General features: G+C 43.5%; 14 protein-coding genes and 1 tRNA gene. 5 read left to right on the top strand and 10 right to left on the bottom strand.

What is annotated here, in order from left to right; genetic code table 11:
- Nucleotides 1–8 precede the first annotated feature (8 nt).
- The 3 genes from ACN0V2_RS04670 to yihA form a co-directional block, all read right to left on the bottom strand.
- Nucleotides 9–85: transfer RNA gene (locus ACN0V2_RS04670), tRNA-Arg, on the bottom strand.
- A gap of 120 nt (nucleotides 86–205) precedes the next feature.
- Nucleotides 206–2,713: a glycogen/starch/alpha-glucan phosphorylase gene (locus ACN0V2_RS04665; protein WP_417549628.1), complete on the bottom strand. Its 2,508-nt coding sequence runs from the start codon at nucleotides 2,711–2,713 to the stop codon at nucleotides 206–208.
- Between the two features lie 209 nt (nucleotides 2,714–2,922).
- Nucleotides 2,923–3,534, bottom strand: coding sequence for a ribosome biogenesis GTP-binding protein YihA/YsxC (gene yihA, locus ACN0V2_RS04660; RefSeq protein ID WP_417549627.1), 612 nt, complete (start codon nucleotides 3,532–3,534; stop codon nucleotides 2,923–2,925).
- Between the two features lie 85 nt (nucleotides 3,535–3,619).
- On the opposite strand from yihA, the gene ACN0V2_RS04655 reads away from it, so the two are divergent.
- The 4 genes from ACN0V2_RS04655 (at nucleotide 3,620) to ACN0V2_RS04640 (ending at nucleotide 8,160) form a co-directional block, all read left to right on the top strand.
- Complete coding sequence (locus ACN0V2_RS04655; protein WP_417549626.1) at nucleotides 3,620–4,228, top strand: c-type cytochrome; 609 nt, start codon at nucleotides 3,620–3,622, stop codon at nucleotides 4,226–4,228.
- Between the two features lie 70 nt (nucleotides 4,229–4,298).
- On the top strand, nucleotides 4,299–6,305 hold the full coding sequence (locus tag ACN0V2_RS04650) for a cytochrome c biogenesis protein ResB (protein ID WP_417549625.1): 2,007 nt from the start codon (nucleotides 4,299–4,301) through the stop codon (nucleotides 6,303–6,305).
- A 43-nt stretch (nucleotides 6,306–6,348) separates the two neighbouring features.
- A complete protein-coding gene (ccsB, locus tag ACN0V2_RS04645) occupies nucleotides 6,349–7,497 on the top strand; it encodes a c-type cytochrome biogenesis protein CcsB (RefSeq protein ID WP_417549624.1) in 1,149 nt (382 codons plus the stop codon).
- Nucleotides 7,498–7,518: 21 nt separating this feature from the next.
- A complete protein-coding gene (locus ACN0V2_RS04640; protein WP_417549623.1) occupies nucleotides 7,519–8,160 on the top strand; it encodes a thiol:disulfide interchange protein DsbA/DsbL in 642 nt (213 codons plus the stop codon).
- Nucleotides 8,161–8,217: 57 nt separating this feature from the next.
- On the opposite strand, the gene mltF is transcribed toward ACN0V2_RS04640, so the two are convergent.
- From mltF to waaA, 3 genes are all read right to left on the bottom strand, one after another.
- On the bottom strand, nucleotides 8,218–9,612 hold the full coding sequence (gene mltF / locus ACN0V2_RS04635; RefSeq protein ID WP_417549622.1) for a membrane-bound lytic murein transglycosylase MltF: 1,395 nt from the start codon (nucleotides 9,610–9,612) through the stop codon (nucleotides 8,218–8,220).
- 102 nt (nucleotides 9,613–9,714) lie between these two features.
- Nucleotides 9,715–10,164 (bottom strand): tRNA adenosine(34) deaminase TadA, encoded by a 450-nt coding sequence (tadA, locus tag ACN0V2_RS04630; RefSeq protein WP_417549621.1) that lies wholly within the window; start codon nucleotides 10,162–10,164, stop codon nucleotides 9,715–9,717.
- Nucleotides 10,151–11,374 carry a lipid IV(A) 3-deoxy-D-manno-octulosonic acid transferase gene (gene waaA / locus ACN0V2_RS04625; RefSeq protein WP_417549725.1) on the bottom strand — a complete coding sequence of 408 codons (1,224 nt, stop codon included), beginning with the start codon at nucleotides 11,372–11,374 and terminating at the stop codon, nucleotides 10,151–10,153. Before waaA ends, tadA begins: the two co-directional genes overlap by 14 nt.
- Nucleotides 11,375–11,575: 201 nt before the next feature.
- Here waaA and lpxL point away from each other — a divergent pair, with 201 nt between their 5' ends.
- Nucleotides 11,576–12,430 carry an LpxL/LpxP family Kdo(2)-lipid IV(A) lauroyl/palmitoleoyl acyltransferase gene (gene lpxL / locus ACN0V2_RS04620; RefSeq protein WP_417549620.1) on the top strand — a complete coding sequence of 285 codons (855 nt, stop codon included), beginning with the start codon at nucleotides 11,576–11,578 and terminating at the stop codon, nucleotides 12,428–12,430.
- Here lpxL and ACN0V2_RS04615 read toward each other — a convergent pair.
- The 4 genes from ACN0V2_RS04615 to ACN0V2_RS04600 all read right to left on the bottom strand — a co-directional run.
- Complete coding sequence (locus tag ACN0V2_RS04615; RefSeq protein ID WP_417549619.1) at nucleotides 12,420–12,908, bottom strand: acyloxyacyl hydrolase; 489 nt, start codon at nucleotides 12,906–12,908, stop codon at nucleotides 12,420–12,422. The genes lpxL and ACN0V2_RS04615 overlap by 11 nt on opposite strands.
- Before the next feature lie 126 nt (nucleotides 12,909–13,034).
- The gene (gene rpsI / locus ACN0V2_RS04610; RefSeq protein ID WP_014705972.1) at nucleotides 13,035–13,424 is read right to left on the bottom strand and encodes a 30S ribosomal protein S9; all 390 of its coding nucleotides are present in this window, start codon (nucleotides 13,422–13,424) and stop codon (nucleotides 13,035–13,037) included.
- A gap of 12 nt (nucleotides 13,425–13,436) precedes the next feature.
- Nucleotides 13,437–13,865, bottom strand: a complete 429-nt coding sequence (gene rplM / locus ACN0V2_RS04605; protein WP_014705973.1) for a 50S ribosomal protein L13 — start codon at nucleotides 13,863–13,865, stop codon at nucleotides 13,437–13,439.
- An 86-nt stretch (nucleotides 13,866–13,951) separates the two neighbouring features.
- On the bottom strand, nucleotides 13,952–14,232 hold a 281-nt coding region (locus ACN0V2_RS04600), incomplete at its 5' end, for an undecaprenyl-diphosphate phosphatase (RefSeq protein ID WP_417549618.1).

The raw sequence follows: 14,232 nt of genomic DNA, 5'->3' as shown, positions 1-14,232 counted from the left end.
GGGAGAAGTGGTGCGCCTGACAGGAATTGAACCTGTGACCCTCGGTTTCGGAAACCGATACTCTATCCAACTGAGCTACAGGCGCTTTGATACTTTCTAACAGCGCGAATTATACGGACTTTAATAGTCTTAAACCACCGGAAAAACTGAAACCATTGTCAGCCTAAGCATAACTAGACTGACAATGGGATTTTATTACGTGATATTAGCTATCAGGATGTGGCGCTATTTTTTCAAGTTTCCAAATATCTTGATTGTATTCATCCATGGTCCGATCAGTTGAAAACTTACCGCTTTGCGCCGCATTAGTAATGCTCATTGCCGTCCAGCGTTCTTTATCTAAATACGCTTGTCCAGCCAGATGCTGTGCATCAATGTAACTACGGAAATCAGCAACGGTCATCCAAGGATCATTTGGGCTAGTAAATGCATGAATAATGTTGTCAAAACAACCGGGTTCAAATTGGTTGAAATGCCCACCACTTAACAGCTCTACTACACGTTTTAGATCAGCATCATTTTCAATGATAGCCTGAGGGTTATAGCTTGCACGTTTTTCGGCGACTTCTTCTTCGGATAAACCAAACAGGAAAAAGTTGTCATCACCCACTTCTTCACGTATTTCTATATTAGCCCCATCCAGCGTGCCAATCGTAATGGCACCATTCATCATAAATTTCATATTGCCGGTACCAGACGCTTCTTTACCAGCGGTAGAAATTTGCTCAGATAGGTCGGCTGCAGGACAGATGACTTCCATGGCAGATACTTGATAATTAGGGAAAAAGACTACCTTAAGCCAGTCATTCACATCAGGATCGTTATTAACCACATCTGCGACGTTATTAATAAGTTTAATGATTTGTTTGGCCATCAAATAACCTGGAGCCGCTTTACCGCCAAATAAGACACAGCGTTTGGGCAGACCATCGGTATGACCACGTTTGATCTGATCATATAAATGAATAACATGTAATACATTGAGCAGTTGACGTTTATATTCGTGGATGCGTTTGACCTGAATATCAAACATGGCATCAGGATTAAACGTTACGCCACAATTTTTTTCGACCAAAGCAGCCAAACGTTTTTTGTTTTCATATTTCGCTTCATGCCAAGATTTTTGAAAATCTTTGTCATGAGCGAGTGGAGCGAGATTTTCCAGCTCAGTCAGCCGGGTTATCCATTTATCACCAATGGTTTCTGTAATTAGCTGACTCAAAATCGGGTTGCACCAGGCCATCCAACGCCGTTGAGTGACGCCGTTGGTTTTATTATTAAATTTGTTCGGCCACAATTGATAGAAATCTTCAAACAAGCCTTTCTTCAATAACTCGGAATGCAACGCGGCAACGCCGTTAACTGAAAAACTGCCAACAATCGCTAAATGGGCCATGCGAACTTGCTGTTGAGCACCTTCTTCAATGATCGACATACGAGCCAAACGATCTTTATCGCCGGGCCAATGATTAGCCACTTCACGCAAGAAGCGTGCATTTATCTCATAGATAATTTCCAGAATGCGCGGTAATAAACGACCAAACAGATTTGCCGGCCAACGTTCAAGGGCTTCAGGTAACAAAGTGTGGTTGGTGTAAGCCATCGTTTTAGTGGTGATTTGCCAAGCCTTATCCCAACCCAATTGATGTTCATCCATCAGTAAGCGCATTAATTCTGCAACGGCAACGGTCGGATGGGTATCGTTCAACTGAAATACATTCTTATCAGCAAACAGTTCAAAATTTTCGCCATGGGTGTTAACCCAATAATCTAGAATGTCTTGCAAGCTGGCTGATGCCAGAAAATATTGTTGGCGTAACCGAAGCTCTTTTCCATTTTCACTGGCATCGTTAGGATAAAGCACCATACTGATATTTTCAGCTTCATTTTTAGCGGCCACCGCTTCGGTATAAGAACCGGCATTAAAATCTTCAAGATTAAATTCATCAGTGGCAGCTGCTTTCCACAAACGTAAGCGGTTCACGGTGCCGTTCTGGTAACCGGGGACTGGTAAGTCGTATGGCACTGCCAGCACATCATTGGTATCCACCCATTGGATTTCCATTTGCCCACTGACGTTACGACGTAATTCAGTATGTCCGCCAAATTTCACCCGCTGAGTGAACTCAGGACGCTCCAGTTCCCAAGGGTTACCATCCCGTAACCAATGATCGGGCATTTCCTGTTGATGGCCATTTTGTATTTTTTGTTGGAACATGCCGTATTCATAGCGAAGACCATATCCAGTAACGGGCAGCTGTAAAGTGGCACAACTATCGATAAAACACGCTGCCAAGCGGCCAAGACCGCCGTTACCTAAGCCCGCGTCGTGCTCAAACTCTGCGAGCTCTTCATATTCAAGACCCAGGTTAACCAAGGCTTTTTTCAATGGTTCTTCAATACCTAGATTTAATGCGGCATTACCTGTGGCACGGCCCATCAAAAATTCCATAGAAAGGTAATAGGCTTGTTTGCAACCTGATTCAGCATAGGTATGTTTGGTATTTTTCATTCTTTCAAACAACCGATCACGAAGCGTGTGAGCCATGGCTGAGTACAAGTAATGACCAGAGGCACAACCTTTGTCTTGTCCCAGATAAATGCCGAAATAGCGTTTAAAATCTTCAGTTAAAGCGAGGGTGTTCATTCCCAGTTTTGACGTCTGATAAAGTTCAGGCAAAGGGGTAGTAATCGCAGTATATCTTGGCGTCATAGCGGAATCCTTGAATGGGCATCGTTATGGAAAAAACAGGTGTAGGTGAGGGGCTTTGGCTGCGTTGCCACGAAACGGCTCTCAGCATTGAAACTGAATATGGTTTGGTAAGACCTCACCCATTGCGGTTAACGTTAGCAGAGAGTGACGACATCTGCCATCACCTGAAGCATAAATTTTTAAATAAATGTAATTAGCAGAAATTTCTATTATTGAGCAGGCGTTGAAAGTTCAAACCATTCATCCAGAACCTGTATCGCTTCATCACGACCTTGATGATTTAAAGACGAAAACAATTGTACCGAAGCTTCCAAACCAGCCTCTTTTAATTCTTTACGAACCTGTTGCAGGGCATTTCCTCCTGCGCCACGACCTAATTTGTCAGATTTTGTCAGCAGTATATGAATAGGAAGTTCTGCCTGTTTAGCCCAACCTAACATTTGCAAATCAAAGTTTTTTAACGGATGACGAATATCCATCATCAACATTAATCCACGTAAGGATTGGCGCGTTTCTAAATATTTACTCAAGGTTGCCTGCCATTTCAGCTTCATTTTTTCCGGGACTTTGGCATAACCATAACCAGGAAGATCGACTAAAGCTCTTTCATCATCCAGGTGAAAAAAATTGATCATTTGTGTTCGTCCTGGTGTCTTACTGATGCGTGCTAATGCTTTGATTCCGGTGATCGTATTGATTGCACTGGATTTTCCGGCATTTGAACGACCCGCAAAAGCAACCTCATAACCTAAGTCAGGTGGCAGTTGGGACAATTGTGTCGCGCTGACAGTATAATGCGCGCTACGGTATAACTCTGACATGACAGTCTTTCCAGGTGCAAAAAAGTGCCAATAAGAGTAGCATACCGGAAGTTTTGTATCCGAAAGTTAGTGACTAGGAACTACAATGAAAAAATTTATTTTTGCAGTGGTGTTGGGTTTGGGAGCAACTAGTTCACCACACGTTTTTGCTGCGGGTGATGTTTCTGCCGGTAAAGCAAAATCAGCGGTTTGTGCAGCTTGTCATGGTGCAGATGGCAACAGTCCTTCTGACATGTATCCAAAGCTGGCTGGACAACATGCCAGTTATATTTACAAACAGCTTGTCGAATTTAAAAGCGGTAAACGTGAAAATGCCTTTATGGCCCCAATGGTTGCGAATTTATCTGAAGAAGATATGGCCGACTTAGCGGCTTATTTCGCTAGTAAAGAAGCTACTCCAGGTGCGGTAAGTGAAGACTTGTTAGAACTTGGTAAACAAATTTATCGTGGTGGCAATAGCGAGTCTGGTGTGCCGGCTTGTATGGCATGTCATGGTCCAAATGGCAGCGGTATGCCTGCGGCGAAATGGCCGAAACTATCTGCACAATATCGTGCCTATACTGAAGCGCAATTACACGCTTTTGCTAAGGGCGAACGTCATAACGACCCGAATGGGATGATGCGTGATATTGCTTCTAAGCTGACGGAAGATGAGATTAAAGCGGTTTCCGCTTATGTATCCGGCCTGCACTAATTGCTGATAATGCTTCGGCGACAATGAAAGTTGTCGCCGGATTGAAATCGGCTCCTGTTTGAGCAATTTAATGTCTGAAGCTACCACTAAAGGTCATTCTAACCACAGCTTTTCCCGCCGCTTATTTTTATTTATCGGTTCCATGGAGCTGGCAATAACCTTATTGCTGACGTTGGCGGTAGCTTCTGTTATCGGCACGGTTTTGCAACAGAATCAACCGTATGCCGATTATGTCATTAAGTTCGGCCCATACTGGTTCGAAGTGTTTGATCAGTTGGGACTCTATGATGTTTATAGCGCATTATGGTTTATCGCTATCCTTGCGTTATTAGTGATCTCTACCTCTGTTTGTGTGATCCGCCATTTCCCCGCCATGCTTAAAGAAATGTGGCAACTGCGAACCAACGTACAGAAAAAATCATTAAGAGCCATGCATCACAATGCACAATGGCAATCAAATGACACTCTACAGACTGTTGCCAATAACCTGCAGCAGGAATTCAAAAAACTGGGTTTTCGTAGTCGACAAACGCTCAAACAAGACGATGCAGTATTAATTTCTGCAATGCGTGGCGGTATGAATCGCTTAGGCTATTTATTCACTCATATCGCAATTGTCGTGATTTGTGTAGGCGGTTTATTTGACAGCAATATGCCGCTTAAGCTTGCAGAATGGCGGGGCGATATCAAAATTGAAACGCGCGATCTTTCTATTCGTGAGATCCCCGCAGAAAGTAGATTGTCTGAAGGTAATCAAGGGTTTAGAGGCACTGTTAGTATTCCTGAAGGCAAGGCCTCTGAAGTGGTTTTTTTACCGGTTCGTGATGGTTACTTGTTACAAGCTTTACCCTTTCGTATTGAAGTAAAAGATTTTCGTATTGAACATTACCCCAACGGACAACCGAAATCTTTTGAGTCCGATTTAGTGATTCACGATGATCAATTAGAAGCTCCCTTTGAAGCTACTATTGCGGTAAATCATCCGTTGATTTATCGAGGACACGCTATTTATCAGGCCAGTTTTAGTGATGGCGGCTCAGAATTAAGTTTAGATGCATGGCCGTTGGATAGTCGCGCTGGAACGGAGCCTGTATCTATCCAAACTAAAGTATTTGAAAATCGGCAAATGCTTTGGGGTCAGGAAAGCATGCAATTGGAAATGACCAGTTTCCGCCCGTTTAATATTAATCCGGATCCGACGGAAGCTGATCCGCGAAACTTACGTGATTTTGGCCCCAACTTTACCTTTAAATTGCGAACCGAGACTGGCGAAGCTCGAGAATATGAAAACTATATGTTTCCGGTGGAGCGCGATGGACGGGAATATTTTTTGAGTGGTGTACGTAATAGTCCAGCAGAGTCCTTTGCCTATCTTTATTTACCGGTTGATGAAGAGGGTGGCTTGCAGCAGTTTTTGCAATATTCAGCCTTGTTGCGTGATGAGCAACTGATTTCTAGTATTGCTAACTCAATGATGAAAGAAGCACTTGCGGTGATGCCTGAACGTGATGAAGCATTGGAAGGAAGCTTGCAACAGACGCTGGAAACATTGATCAAAATGTTTGTTAGGGGAGGCTTTGATGAAGTCAGAGATTTTATTGACAACAATCTACCTGATGCTGAGCGTGATAACTTAGCTCCGGCCTATCTAGGCATGTTACGGGAAATGTTGGCGCGGATTTATTTCAGTATGGACGGTATTGATCCGCAAACCGTCACGAACGATCAGTTATTGTTTTTACAAGATACGGTAGACGCCATTGGAACGCTGTCACGTTATGGCTCACCGGTATTTTTACATTTAACAGATTTTGACCATATACAATCAACAGGTCTGCAAATAGCTAAAGCACCCGGTAAAAATGTGGTGTATTTCGGTTGTGCTTTGTTGATTATCGGTGTGTTTTTATTGTTCTATCTACCGCAAAGACGTCTTTGGGCATGGATTGAGCAAGGTACTGATCAGACGCACATTATTCTGGCAGGCTCAACCAATCGAAATGCACGTGAATTTGATACATTTTTCAATGAACAACAAACAGTGTTAGCGGCTAAAACGGGGAACTCCAACCTGTAGCTAGGTTCTTAATTGAAAGCGCAATAATGAGTATGAGAGACCAATGACAACAAATACTGAAATAATGACAAAACCGGCCGCACATACGTGGTGGTGGTATGGCCTTTTATTACTGGCAACCATCGGTATTTTGACGATTTACCGTGAAGTGCTGGATGTATATGAAGTGTCCATTCTGATTTTTACCGCTATAAGCATGGCATTGGTCGGTAATCAATGGCCTGGATTTCGTGGACATTCTATTGCTGTCGCGATTTTAAGCTTAATAGCGTTGCAACTTTATGGGTCAGATTTGGGCGCTGCTGAAACCAATGGTTTGCTGAAATACATGTTGGCCAGTCAGTCTGCGATTATGTGGATGAGTGTGTTTTTTATCGCGGCAACATTCACTTATTTTGGTGGCTTGATTTTCCGTTCTGCTTACACCGAAAAGCTTGGCAGCGCATTTACCTGGATCGCCACGACATTTGGTATGACCGGGCTGATGGTGCGTTGGCGCGAGACGCATATGATGGGGGCTGATATTGGTTATATTCCGGTCAGCAATCTATATGAAGTATTTATTCTGTTTGCCGTTGTAACAGCACTGATTTATTTATTTTACGAACGTCGCTATCAAGTCCGCAGTTTGGGAGGCTTTGTTTTATTAGTTATTTCTGCTGCTGTTATCTTCCAACTTTGGTATGCCTTTGAACGCAATGCGCATGAAATTCAGCCCTTGGTGCCTGCATTACAAAGTTACTGGATGAAAATTCACGTACCGGCAAACTTCATTGGCTATGGTTCGTTTGCCATGGCAGCCATGATTGGTATTGCTTATGTGCTGGTCAATTGGCGTGCTGAAAAGAATCCCAACAGTGGTTTGGTGAAAGCTATGCCACCACTGACGATGATGGATGATTTAATGTACAAAAGCATTGCTTTGGGCTTTGCCTTTTTTACAGTGGCAACTATTCTGGGCGCTTTATGGGCTGCGGAAGCCTGGGGTGGATATTGGTCATGGGATCCAAAAGAAACATGGGCATTAATTGTCTGGTTAAATTACGCCGCCTGGTTGCATATGCGAATGACAAAAGGCTGGACTGGTGCACCAATGGCTTGGTGGGCAATTGTTGGGTTATTTGTGACTTTATTTGCCTTTCTGGGTGTCAATATGTTTCTGTCCGGTCTTCACTCTTACGGCACTTTGTAAATAAAAATTAAGGATATCGAAATGACAAGATCAATACGCGCTTTATTACTGACTACAGCGGTAGCACTCATACCATTTTCTGTGTCAGCTGATTCAGTTAATTATAAAGAGGGAGAGCATTATGAAGCGACCTCTCAGCGTATGGCCAAAAATACTTCTGGCGAACAGATTGAGGTGATGGAATTGTTTTCCTATTCCTGTCCTCATTGCTTTAACCTAGATTCGCAAATCATGCAGTGGAAAGAAACGTTGCCTGAAAATGTAAAATTTACTCAGGTACCAGCGGTCTTCCGTGATAGTTGGTTACAACTGGCAAGAGTTTTTTATGCAGCTCAAGTGACTGGAGATTCTGAAAAACTGCATAAAGCATTATTTAATGCCATTCATATCGATAAGCGTCGTCTAGATACCGAAGAACGGTTACTCGATTTTGTCGAAGAGCAGGGCATTGATCGTGATAAATTTGCCGAAACGATGAATTCATTTACAGTCAAAACCAACGTGAAAAAAGCCTTGGTAATTAGTCAGACATCTGGTGTCAGTGGTGTACCTTCAATCATTGTTGATGGTCGCTATCATACTGATGCACCTAAGGCTGGTGGCATGACAGAAATGCTAAATGTGGTTGAATATTTGATTGAAAAAGTTGAAGCAGAAAAATAAAGCATATATTTAATCATCAAAGCCGGTTAGCAAATTTAACCGGCTTTTTTTTGCCTGTTACAAGGCGGCGGGAAGAGTCTGATTAACTTCAGCTGGCGGTGTTGAAGTTTGATTGACTTCATCGTGGTGCAACATAATATCGTAATAACGACGAATATTCCCGACATAACGTACTGGTTCCGCCCCACGCGCATAACCGTGACGCGTTTGGCTGAACCACTGTTGTTTTGCCAGCAACGGCAAATTTTCTCGAACATCGGCCCAGCGGTCTGGGTTTCCGCCATTTTTTTCGGTGAGAACTCTTGCGTCTTCTAGATGACCAAGCCCAATATTATAGGCGGCTAATGCAAGCCAAGTTCGATCGGGTTCATCAATACGCTCAGGTAAACGATTTTTCATCATGGTCAGATAAGCCGTGCCTGCAAAAATACTTTGCTCTGGATCTTCCCGGTCAATGACGCCCATTTCATTTGCAGTACCCTGAGTCAGCATCATCAAACCGCGAACCCCAGTGCTGGAAACAGCTTCTGGATTCCAATGTGACTCTTGATAGGCTATAGCTGCCAGTAATCGCCAATCGTAATCATAGGCTAACGCAGCAGCTTTAAGAATCGATTGGTATTGTGGAAGATGGGTTTGGATGCGGCGGTGAATGGCACGAGAATCAACATAATCAAAGCGTCGAATATGCCCAAAATACTTCTCGATTAATTGATCCAGATAGCCGGAATTTTCGATGTCTTCAAAAAAGGTATTTACCGCTACTTGTAAACTCATATCATCGCTTCGCCGCATTCCCCAGGCCAGTGGTTGAGGATCCGACACATCAAAAGCGACTCGTAATTCGGGGTAAAGGCTATGACTGGCAGCCATTTCGTTGGAATCAACGACGGTGTAATCGATTAATTCAAGCTGAACCAGCTCTAACAAACCACTGGTATCTATATTCGGGTTTTCTATCCAGGATAGTAGGGGGATTTCCTGTTGTAATACGGCAAGTTGCTCAGCATGACTGCTATTCGCCACAATTTCTAACTGCCCACTACTAATTTCGGTGATATCTCGGGGAGGGCTGCTGCCATGACGGTAAATAAGCTGTTGGGTAACTTCATGATAAATAGGCCCGAAACGCAACCTGTTTTGTCTGGCCCGGGTGATAGTTAGCCCTGCAGCAGCAATGTCTGCCTGACCATTCTCAATCATGTCTAGCGTTTTACTGAGATTCTCGGGAACAGTCACTTTGAGTGTCACACCAAGATAATCGGCAAAACGTTGTGCCAACTCGTATTCAAAACCAGCCAGCTCATCACCATTATTATAATAGCTGGTCAAACCATAGCGGCTTACTACGCGAAGTTCACCCCGTTCCAGAATCTGCTCAAGTTGATTGCTGGGAGTGTTACAAGAACTTAACACGCAGAGCATGAGAATGAGGAAAGGTGGTTTTTTCAAAACTTCACTCTGTCAGTCGGACAGCAAATTATGCAACATAAGGAATAGTTTGCACATCAAATTTCCCAAAACTTACATTTAAAAAGCTGGAAAATGTGATATCTATCGCTTTGAGCGAAAGAAATCTCTTAGCAGTATGCTGCTTTCCTCGGCGAGTACTCCTTGGTCACAGTTAACACGATGATTTAGTTGGGTGGTGTTAAAAATATCAAAGCAACTACCGGCGGCACCAGTTTTTGGCTCAGTGGCGGCAAAAACAACTCGCTCAATTCTGGCATGAACAATTGCACCCGCACACATGATGCAGGGCTCAAGAGTGATATACATCGTGGAGTTAGGTAGTCGATAGTTCTGTTGTTGCAAGCACGCAGCGCGTAAGGCCACAACCTCAGCATGTGCTGTTGGATCATTCTGGCTAATAGGTTGATTCCAGCCAGATCCAATGAGTTGGTCATTTAATACAATGACTGCACCTACTGGTACTTCGCCATTGTGTTCAGCTTGTTGCGCCAGCATCAATGCCTGACGCATCCAGTATTCATCGTTTAACATGCGTAATATGAATATCAATAAGGTTGAGCAAACGTTGGCTGGCTCCCTTACTTTGTTCTATTAACTGTTTACCGGCATCACCCATTAACGCGCGACGCTGTGGGGCTTTTAATAATTCAATGACGGTATCCGCTAATTGTTCAGGATTTTTTACTTCAATTGCAGCTTGGTGTTCGAGGAACTGCTTTGTGACTTCGAGAAAATTGAAATAATACGGCCCGGTAATCACCGGTCTTGAAAGTGCGGCAGGTTCTAGTAAATTATGTCCACCATGTGGGATAAGGCTACCGCCAACAAATGCCACATCAGCTGTACCGTAAAAAATGGATAATTCACCCATGCTATCTACAACCAAGGCCTGAATTTGGCTGCTACAAGGTTTACCTTCACTCCTGCGAAGTGTATTCAATCCAGCCCGGCGACATAATGCGGCCACCCGATCAAAACGTTCCGGGTGACGAGGCACAATAATTAATAATAGATCACGAAATTGGCCACGGATTTTACGAGCTGCATCAATGATTTTCTCTTCTTCACCTTCATGGGTACTTGCCGCAATAAATACTGGACGATTTCCCCATAAAGCACGTATTGCTTCTGCACGCTCCATAGAGCTGGCAGGCAAGGTAATCTCATATTTTAGATTCCCTACAGCATGTACTTTTTCTTTATGTGCACCAAGTTGAACAAAGCGGTCCCGATCACTATGAGTTTGTGCAGCGATGAGTGGAATACTTTGTAGCATCTGATGAGTCAATTTGCTGGCTTTCTGATAACCACGCGCACTTCGAGCCGATAGTCTTGCATTGGCAATAATAATTGGGATGGATTGTTCTGCGCAGATAAGAATCAGGTTTGGCCACAGCTCGGTCTCCATAATAATGCCAAATTCTGGTCGCATCGCTTTTAAGAAACGTTTAATTGCGAACGGTAAATCGTAAGGCAAATAAACATGCAAAACAGTATCAGCGAATAAACTTTTCACCCGGGCGCTACCGGTCGGCGTCATGGTGGTGATCAGGATTTGATGCTCGGGATAACGTTGCTGCAAACCTTTAATTAATGGTCTACAGGCTTCTGCTTCACCCACTGAAACAGCGTGCACCCAGATAAGTTTTTGGTTAGATGTACGGGGAGATATATTTCCAAAACGCTCATTCCAGCGTTTGAAATAATCTGGAGCTTTAAAGCCTCGCCAAATCAGTCTCATCAATATGAGGGGCAATGCCAGATAAAATAATGTTGAGTAAAAGACTTTCAAATTGGACTCACCGGAGGCAGTTTTTTAAGCTTAAATCGAGTTGGGATGATAGCATAGACGCTGTTTTGTATTGTTATTGAACAGATGAAAATTCTCAGTAAAAAATTCCTTCACCCACGCTTTTGGCCTAATTGGCTTGGCTTGGGGCTAATGCGCATCTCAGTTTATTTGCCCAAATCCTGGCAATTGTTTGCTGGCCACAGTTTAGGTCGTTTGATGCGATTGTTTATGAAGGATCGCGAGCGTGTCGCAAAGCGAAACCTTGAATTATGTTTCCCTGACATGACTCCTCAAGCACGTAAAAACTTGCTAAGTGAAAATATGCTGACAATGGGCATGATGCCGATTGAAACAGCTATAAGCTGGTGGGCCAGCGATAAAAGTCTTGAGAAACGTGTCGAATACCGTGGGCTTGAACATATACAAAATGCGCTGGCTAAAGGCAAAGGGGTTTTATTGCTAACTGGACACTTTACCAGTATGGAATTAGGTGGCCGGTTAATCATGCTGAAACAACCGTGTTATGTCATGTTCCGTGAGCTTAAAAGTCCTTTATTTAATGCTGTCATGATGCATCAACGGCAACGACATAGTGAAGGCACGATATTGCAGGCAGATATGCGAGGCATGTTACGGGCATTAAAAAAGAATAAAGTGGTGTGGTACGCACCGGATCAAGATTTTGGTCGTAGAACGAGCGTCTTTGCCAAATTCTTTGGTATAAACGCCGCGACAATTCCAGCCACTGCCCGTTTAGCAAAAATGAGTGGAACCAGCATTGTGCCATATGTGCCAAGACGCTTAGCCAATGGTAATTATTCAATCGATATTGGGCCTGCATGGGAAAATTATCCATCAGGTGATGAATTGGCAGATGCTCAGATAGTCAATGATTGGGTCGAATCGGAGATAAGAAAATCGCCGATGCAGTATTTATGGGTACATCGGCGATTTAAAACCCAACCAGAAGGTAAGGGGTTATTCTATAAAAAGCTTAGCGATTAAATGGCGAAAAACTATAACTGACCATTAATGATTCAGATCCAGGATTATTTTTTGCCAGATCAGCATTTGACATATGGTAAAGGCTTAAAGCTAAACGTGAAGATGGACTAATTCGATAACCCAGTTCAATGCCTGTGCGAAATAAAAAGCCACTACCTAAATCCTGACCACCACCATCTTCATACGCTACACCGGCCAACTGAGGTGTTAACACCCATTTTTCTCCCATGTTTATATCGTAGCGAGCGCCAGCATGTACCCAGTAGCCGCCGTCAGAATTGGCACTGATCCCAACGGCTGGAATGAGATTAAAGAATGAGTCCTGTGAGGCAAATCTATATTCAACGCCCAGCTCGAGTGAATTATCACTCTCAAAAACTTCAAAACTGCCTGCAGAGATAGCCACTTCCGGAGATTGTGCTTCAACGCTAAAGCAGGCCAGCAATCCTAAAAGTCCGACAATGCCCTGTTTTTTCATTTTTTATTATCCTTTTTAAACTTATCAAAATCAGTTTATTAGATAACATGTTTCAAGCAGTTTGAGAAGGTTAAAAACAAAAAAACCACCCGAAGGTGGTTTATTGTGTTCGATAAAAACGTCGTATTAACGTTTTGAGAACTGTGGTTTCTTACGTGCTTTATGCAGACCAATTTTCTTACGTTCAACAGCACGTGCATCACGAGTGATGAAGCCTGCGCTACGTAGGTCAGTTTTCAGTTCACTGTTATATTCAACTAACGCGCGGCTGATACCGTGACGAATCGCACCGGCTTGGCCGTTGTTACCACCACCACGAACGGTGATTTTTAAGTCAACTTTGTCAAGCATTTCAACCAGTTCAAGTGGCTGACGAACAACCATGCGAGATGTTTCACGACCGAAGTAATCTTCAAGGCTGCGTGTGTTGATGGTGATGTTGCCGCTGCCTGGCTTCATGAATACACGAGCGGTTGAACTTTTGCGACGGCCTGTAGCGTAGTAAGAATCTGCCATGACGATATCCGATTAAATTTCCAGCATTTTAGGTTGTTGAGCTGCGTGTGGATGTTCAGTACCAGCATAAACTTTCAGCTTGCTAAACATTGCACGGCCCAGAGGATTTTTAGGCAACATGCCTTTCACTGCTGTTTGAATAACACGCTCAGGCGCTTTATCCAATTGTTTTTCCAGCGAGATAGATTTAATACCGCCAATGTGGCCTGTGTGGTGGTAGTAAATTTTATCTTTCATTTTGTTGCCAGAAACACGCAGTTTCTCAGCATTAACAACAACGATGTAATCGCCGGTATCAACATGAGGAGTATAAATAGCTTTGTGTTTGCCGCGCAGACGGCGAGCGATTTCTGTTGCCATACGGCCCAGTGTTTTGCCATCGGCATCAATAACGAACCAGTCGCGACGAACTTCTGCTGGTTTTGCACTTAAGGTTTTCATTCCGCGGGGTGCTCCTGAAAATATACGCATGCGGTCAAATAAAGAGGTGGAATGTTACGGATTCACGCGATATATGTCAACTGCAATTAACTAAATATAAACAGCAGCATGGCGCCTAGTACTAGGCGGTAAATTACAAAAGGCCACATGCCTATGCGTTCGAGTAATTTAAGAAACAAAAATATACAGATATAAGCGCTAATCGCTGAGAAAATTGCTCCGGCTGTCAGGGCAAACCAGTCTGTTGCTTGATCGGCTTTTATTAGTTTAATTGTTTCTAAGCCACCAGCTAAAAAAATAACGGGTATCGAAAGTAAAAAGGAAAACCGAGCAGCGGCTTCACGTGTTAAACCTAACATGAGGGCTG

The sequence above is a fragment of the Methylophaga sp. genome (assembly GCF_048266885.1).
Taxonomy (GTDB): domain Bacteria; phylum Pseudomonadota; class Gammaproteobacteria; order Nitrosococcales; family Methylophagaceae; genus Methylophaga.
This window is presented reverse-complemented; position numbering and strand designations above follow the sequence as displayed.

Excerpts from the sequence above, each read along its gene's own strand:
- ACN0V2_RS04655 (WP_417549626.1), top strand. The coding sequence starts at position 3,620 with ATGAAAAAATTTATTTTTGCAGTGGTGTTGGGTTTGGGAGCAACTAGT.
- lpxL (WP_417549620.1), top strand. The coding sequence starts at position 11,576 with ATGCGCATCTCAGTTTATTTGCCCAAATCCTGGCAATTGTTTGCTGGC.
- rpsI (WP_014705972.1), bottom strand. The coding sequence starts at position 13,424 with ATGGCAGATTCTTACTACGCTACAGGCCGTCGCAAAAGTTCAACCGCT.
- tadA (WP_417549621.1), bottom strand. The coding sequence starts at position 10,164 with ATGTTAAACGATGAATACTGGATGCGTCAGGCATTGATGCTGGCGCAA.
- waaA (WP_417549725.1), bottom strand. The coding sequence starts at position 11,374 with ATGAGACTGATTTGGCGAGGCTTTAAAGCTCCAGATTATTTCAAACGC.
- ACN0V2_RS04615 (WP_417549619.1), bottom strand. The coding sequence starts at position 12,908 with ATGAAAAAACAGGGCATTGTCGGACTTTTAGGATTGCTGGCCTGCTTT.
- ACN0V2_RS04665 (WP_417549628.1), bottom strand. The coding sequence starts at position 2,713 with ATGACGCCAAGATATACTGCGATTACTACCCCTTTGCCTGAACTTTAT.
- ACN0V2_RS04650 (WP_417549625.1), top strand. The coding sequence starts at position 4,299 with ATGTCTGAAGCTACCACTAAAGGTCATTCTAACCACAGCTTTTCCCGC.
- ACN0V2_RS04640 (WP_417549623.1), top strand. The coding sequence starts at position 7,519 with ATGACAAGATCAATACGCGCTTTATTACTGACTACAGCGGTAGCACTC.
- yihA (WP_417549627.1), bottom strand. The coding sequence starts at position 3,534 with ATGTCAGAGTTATACCGTAGCGCGCATTATACTGTCAGCGCGACACAA.
- rplM (WP_014705973.1), bottom strand. The coding sequence starts at position 13,865 with ATGAAAACCTTAAGTGCAAAACCAGCAGAAGTTCGTCGCGACTGGTTC.
- ccsB (WP_417549624.1), top strand. The coding sequence starts at position 6,349 with ATGACAACAAATACTGAAATAATGACAAAACCGGCCGCACATACGTGG.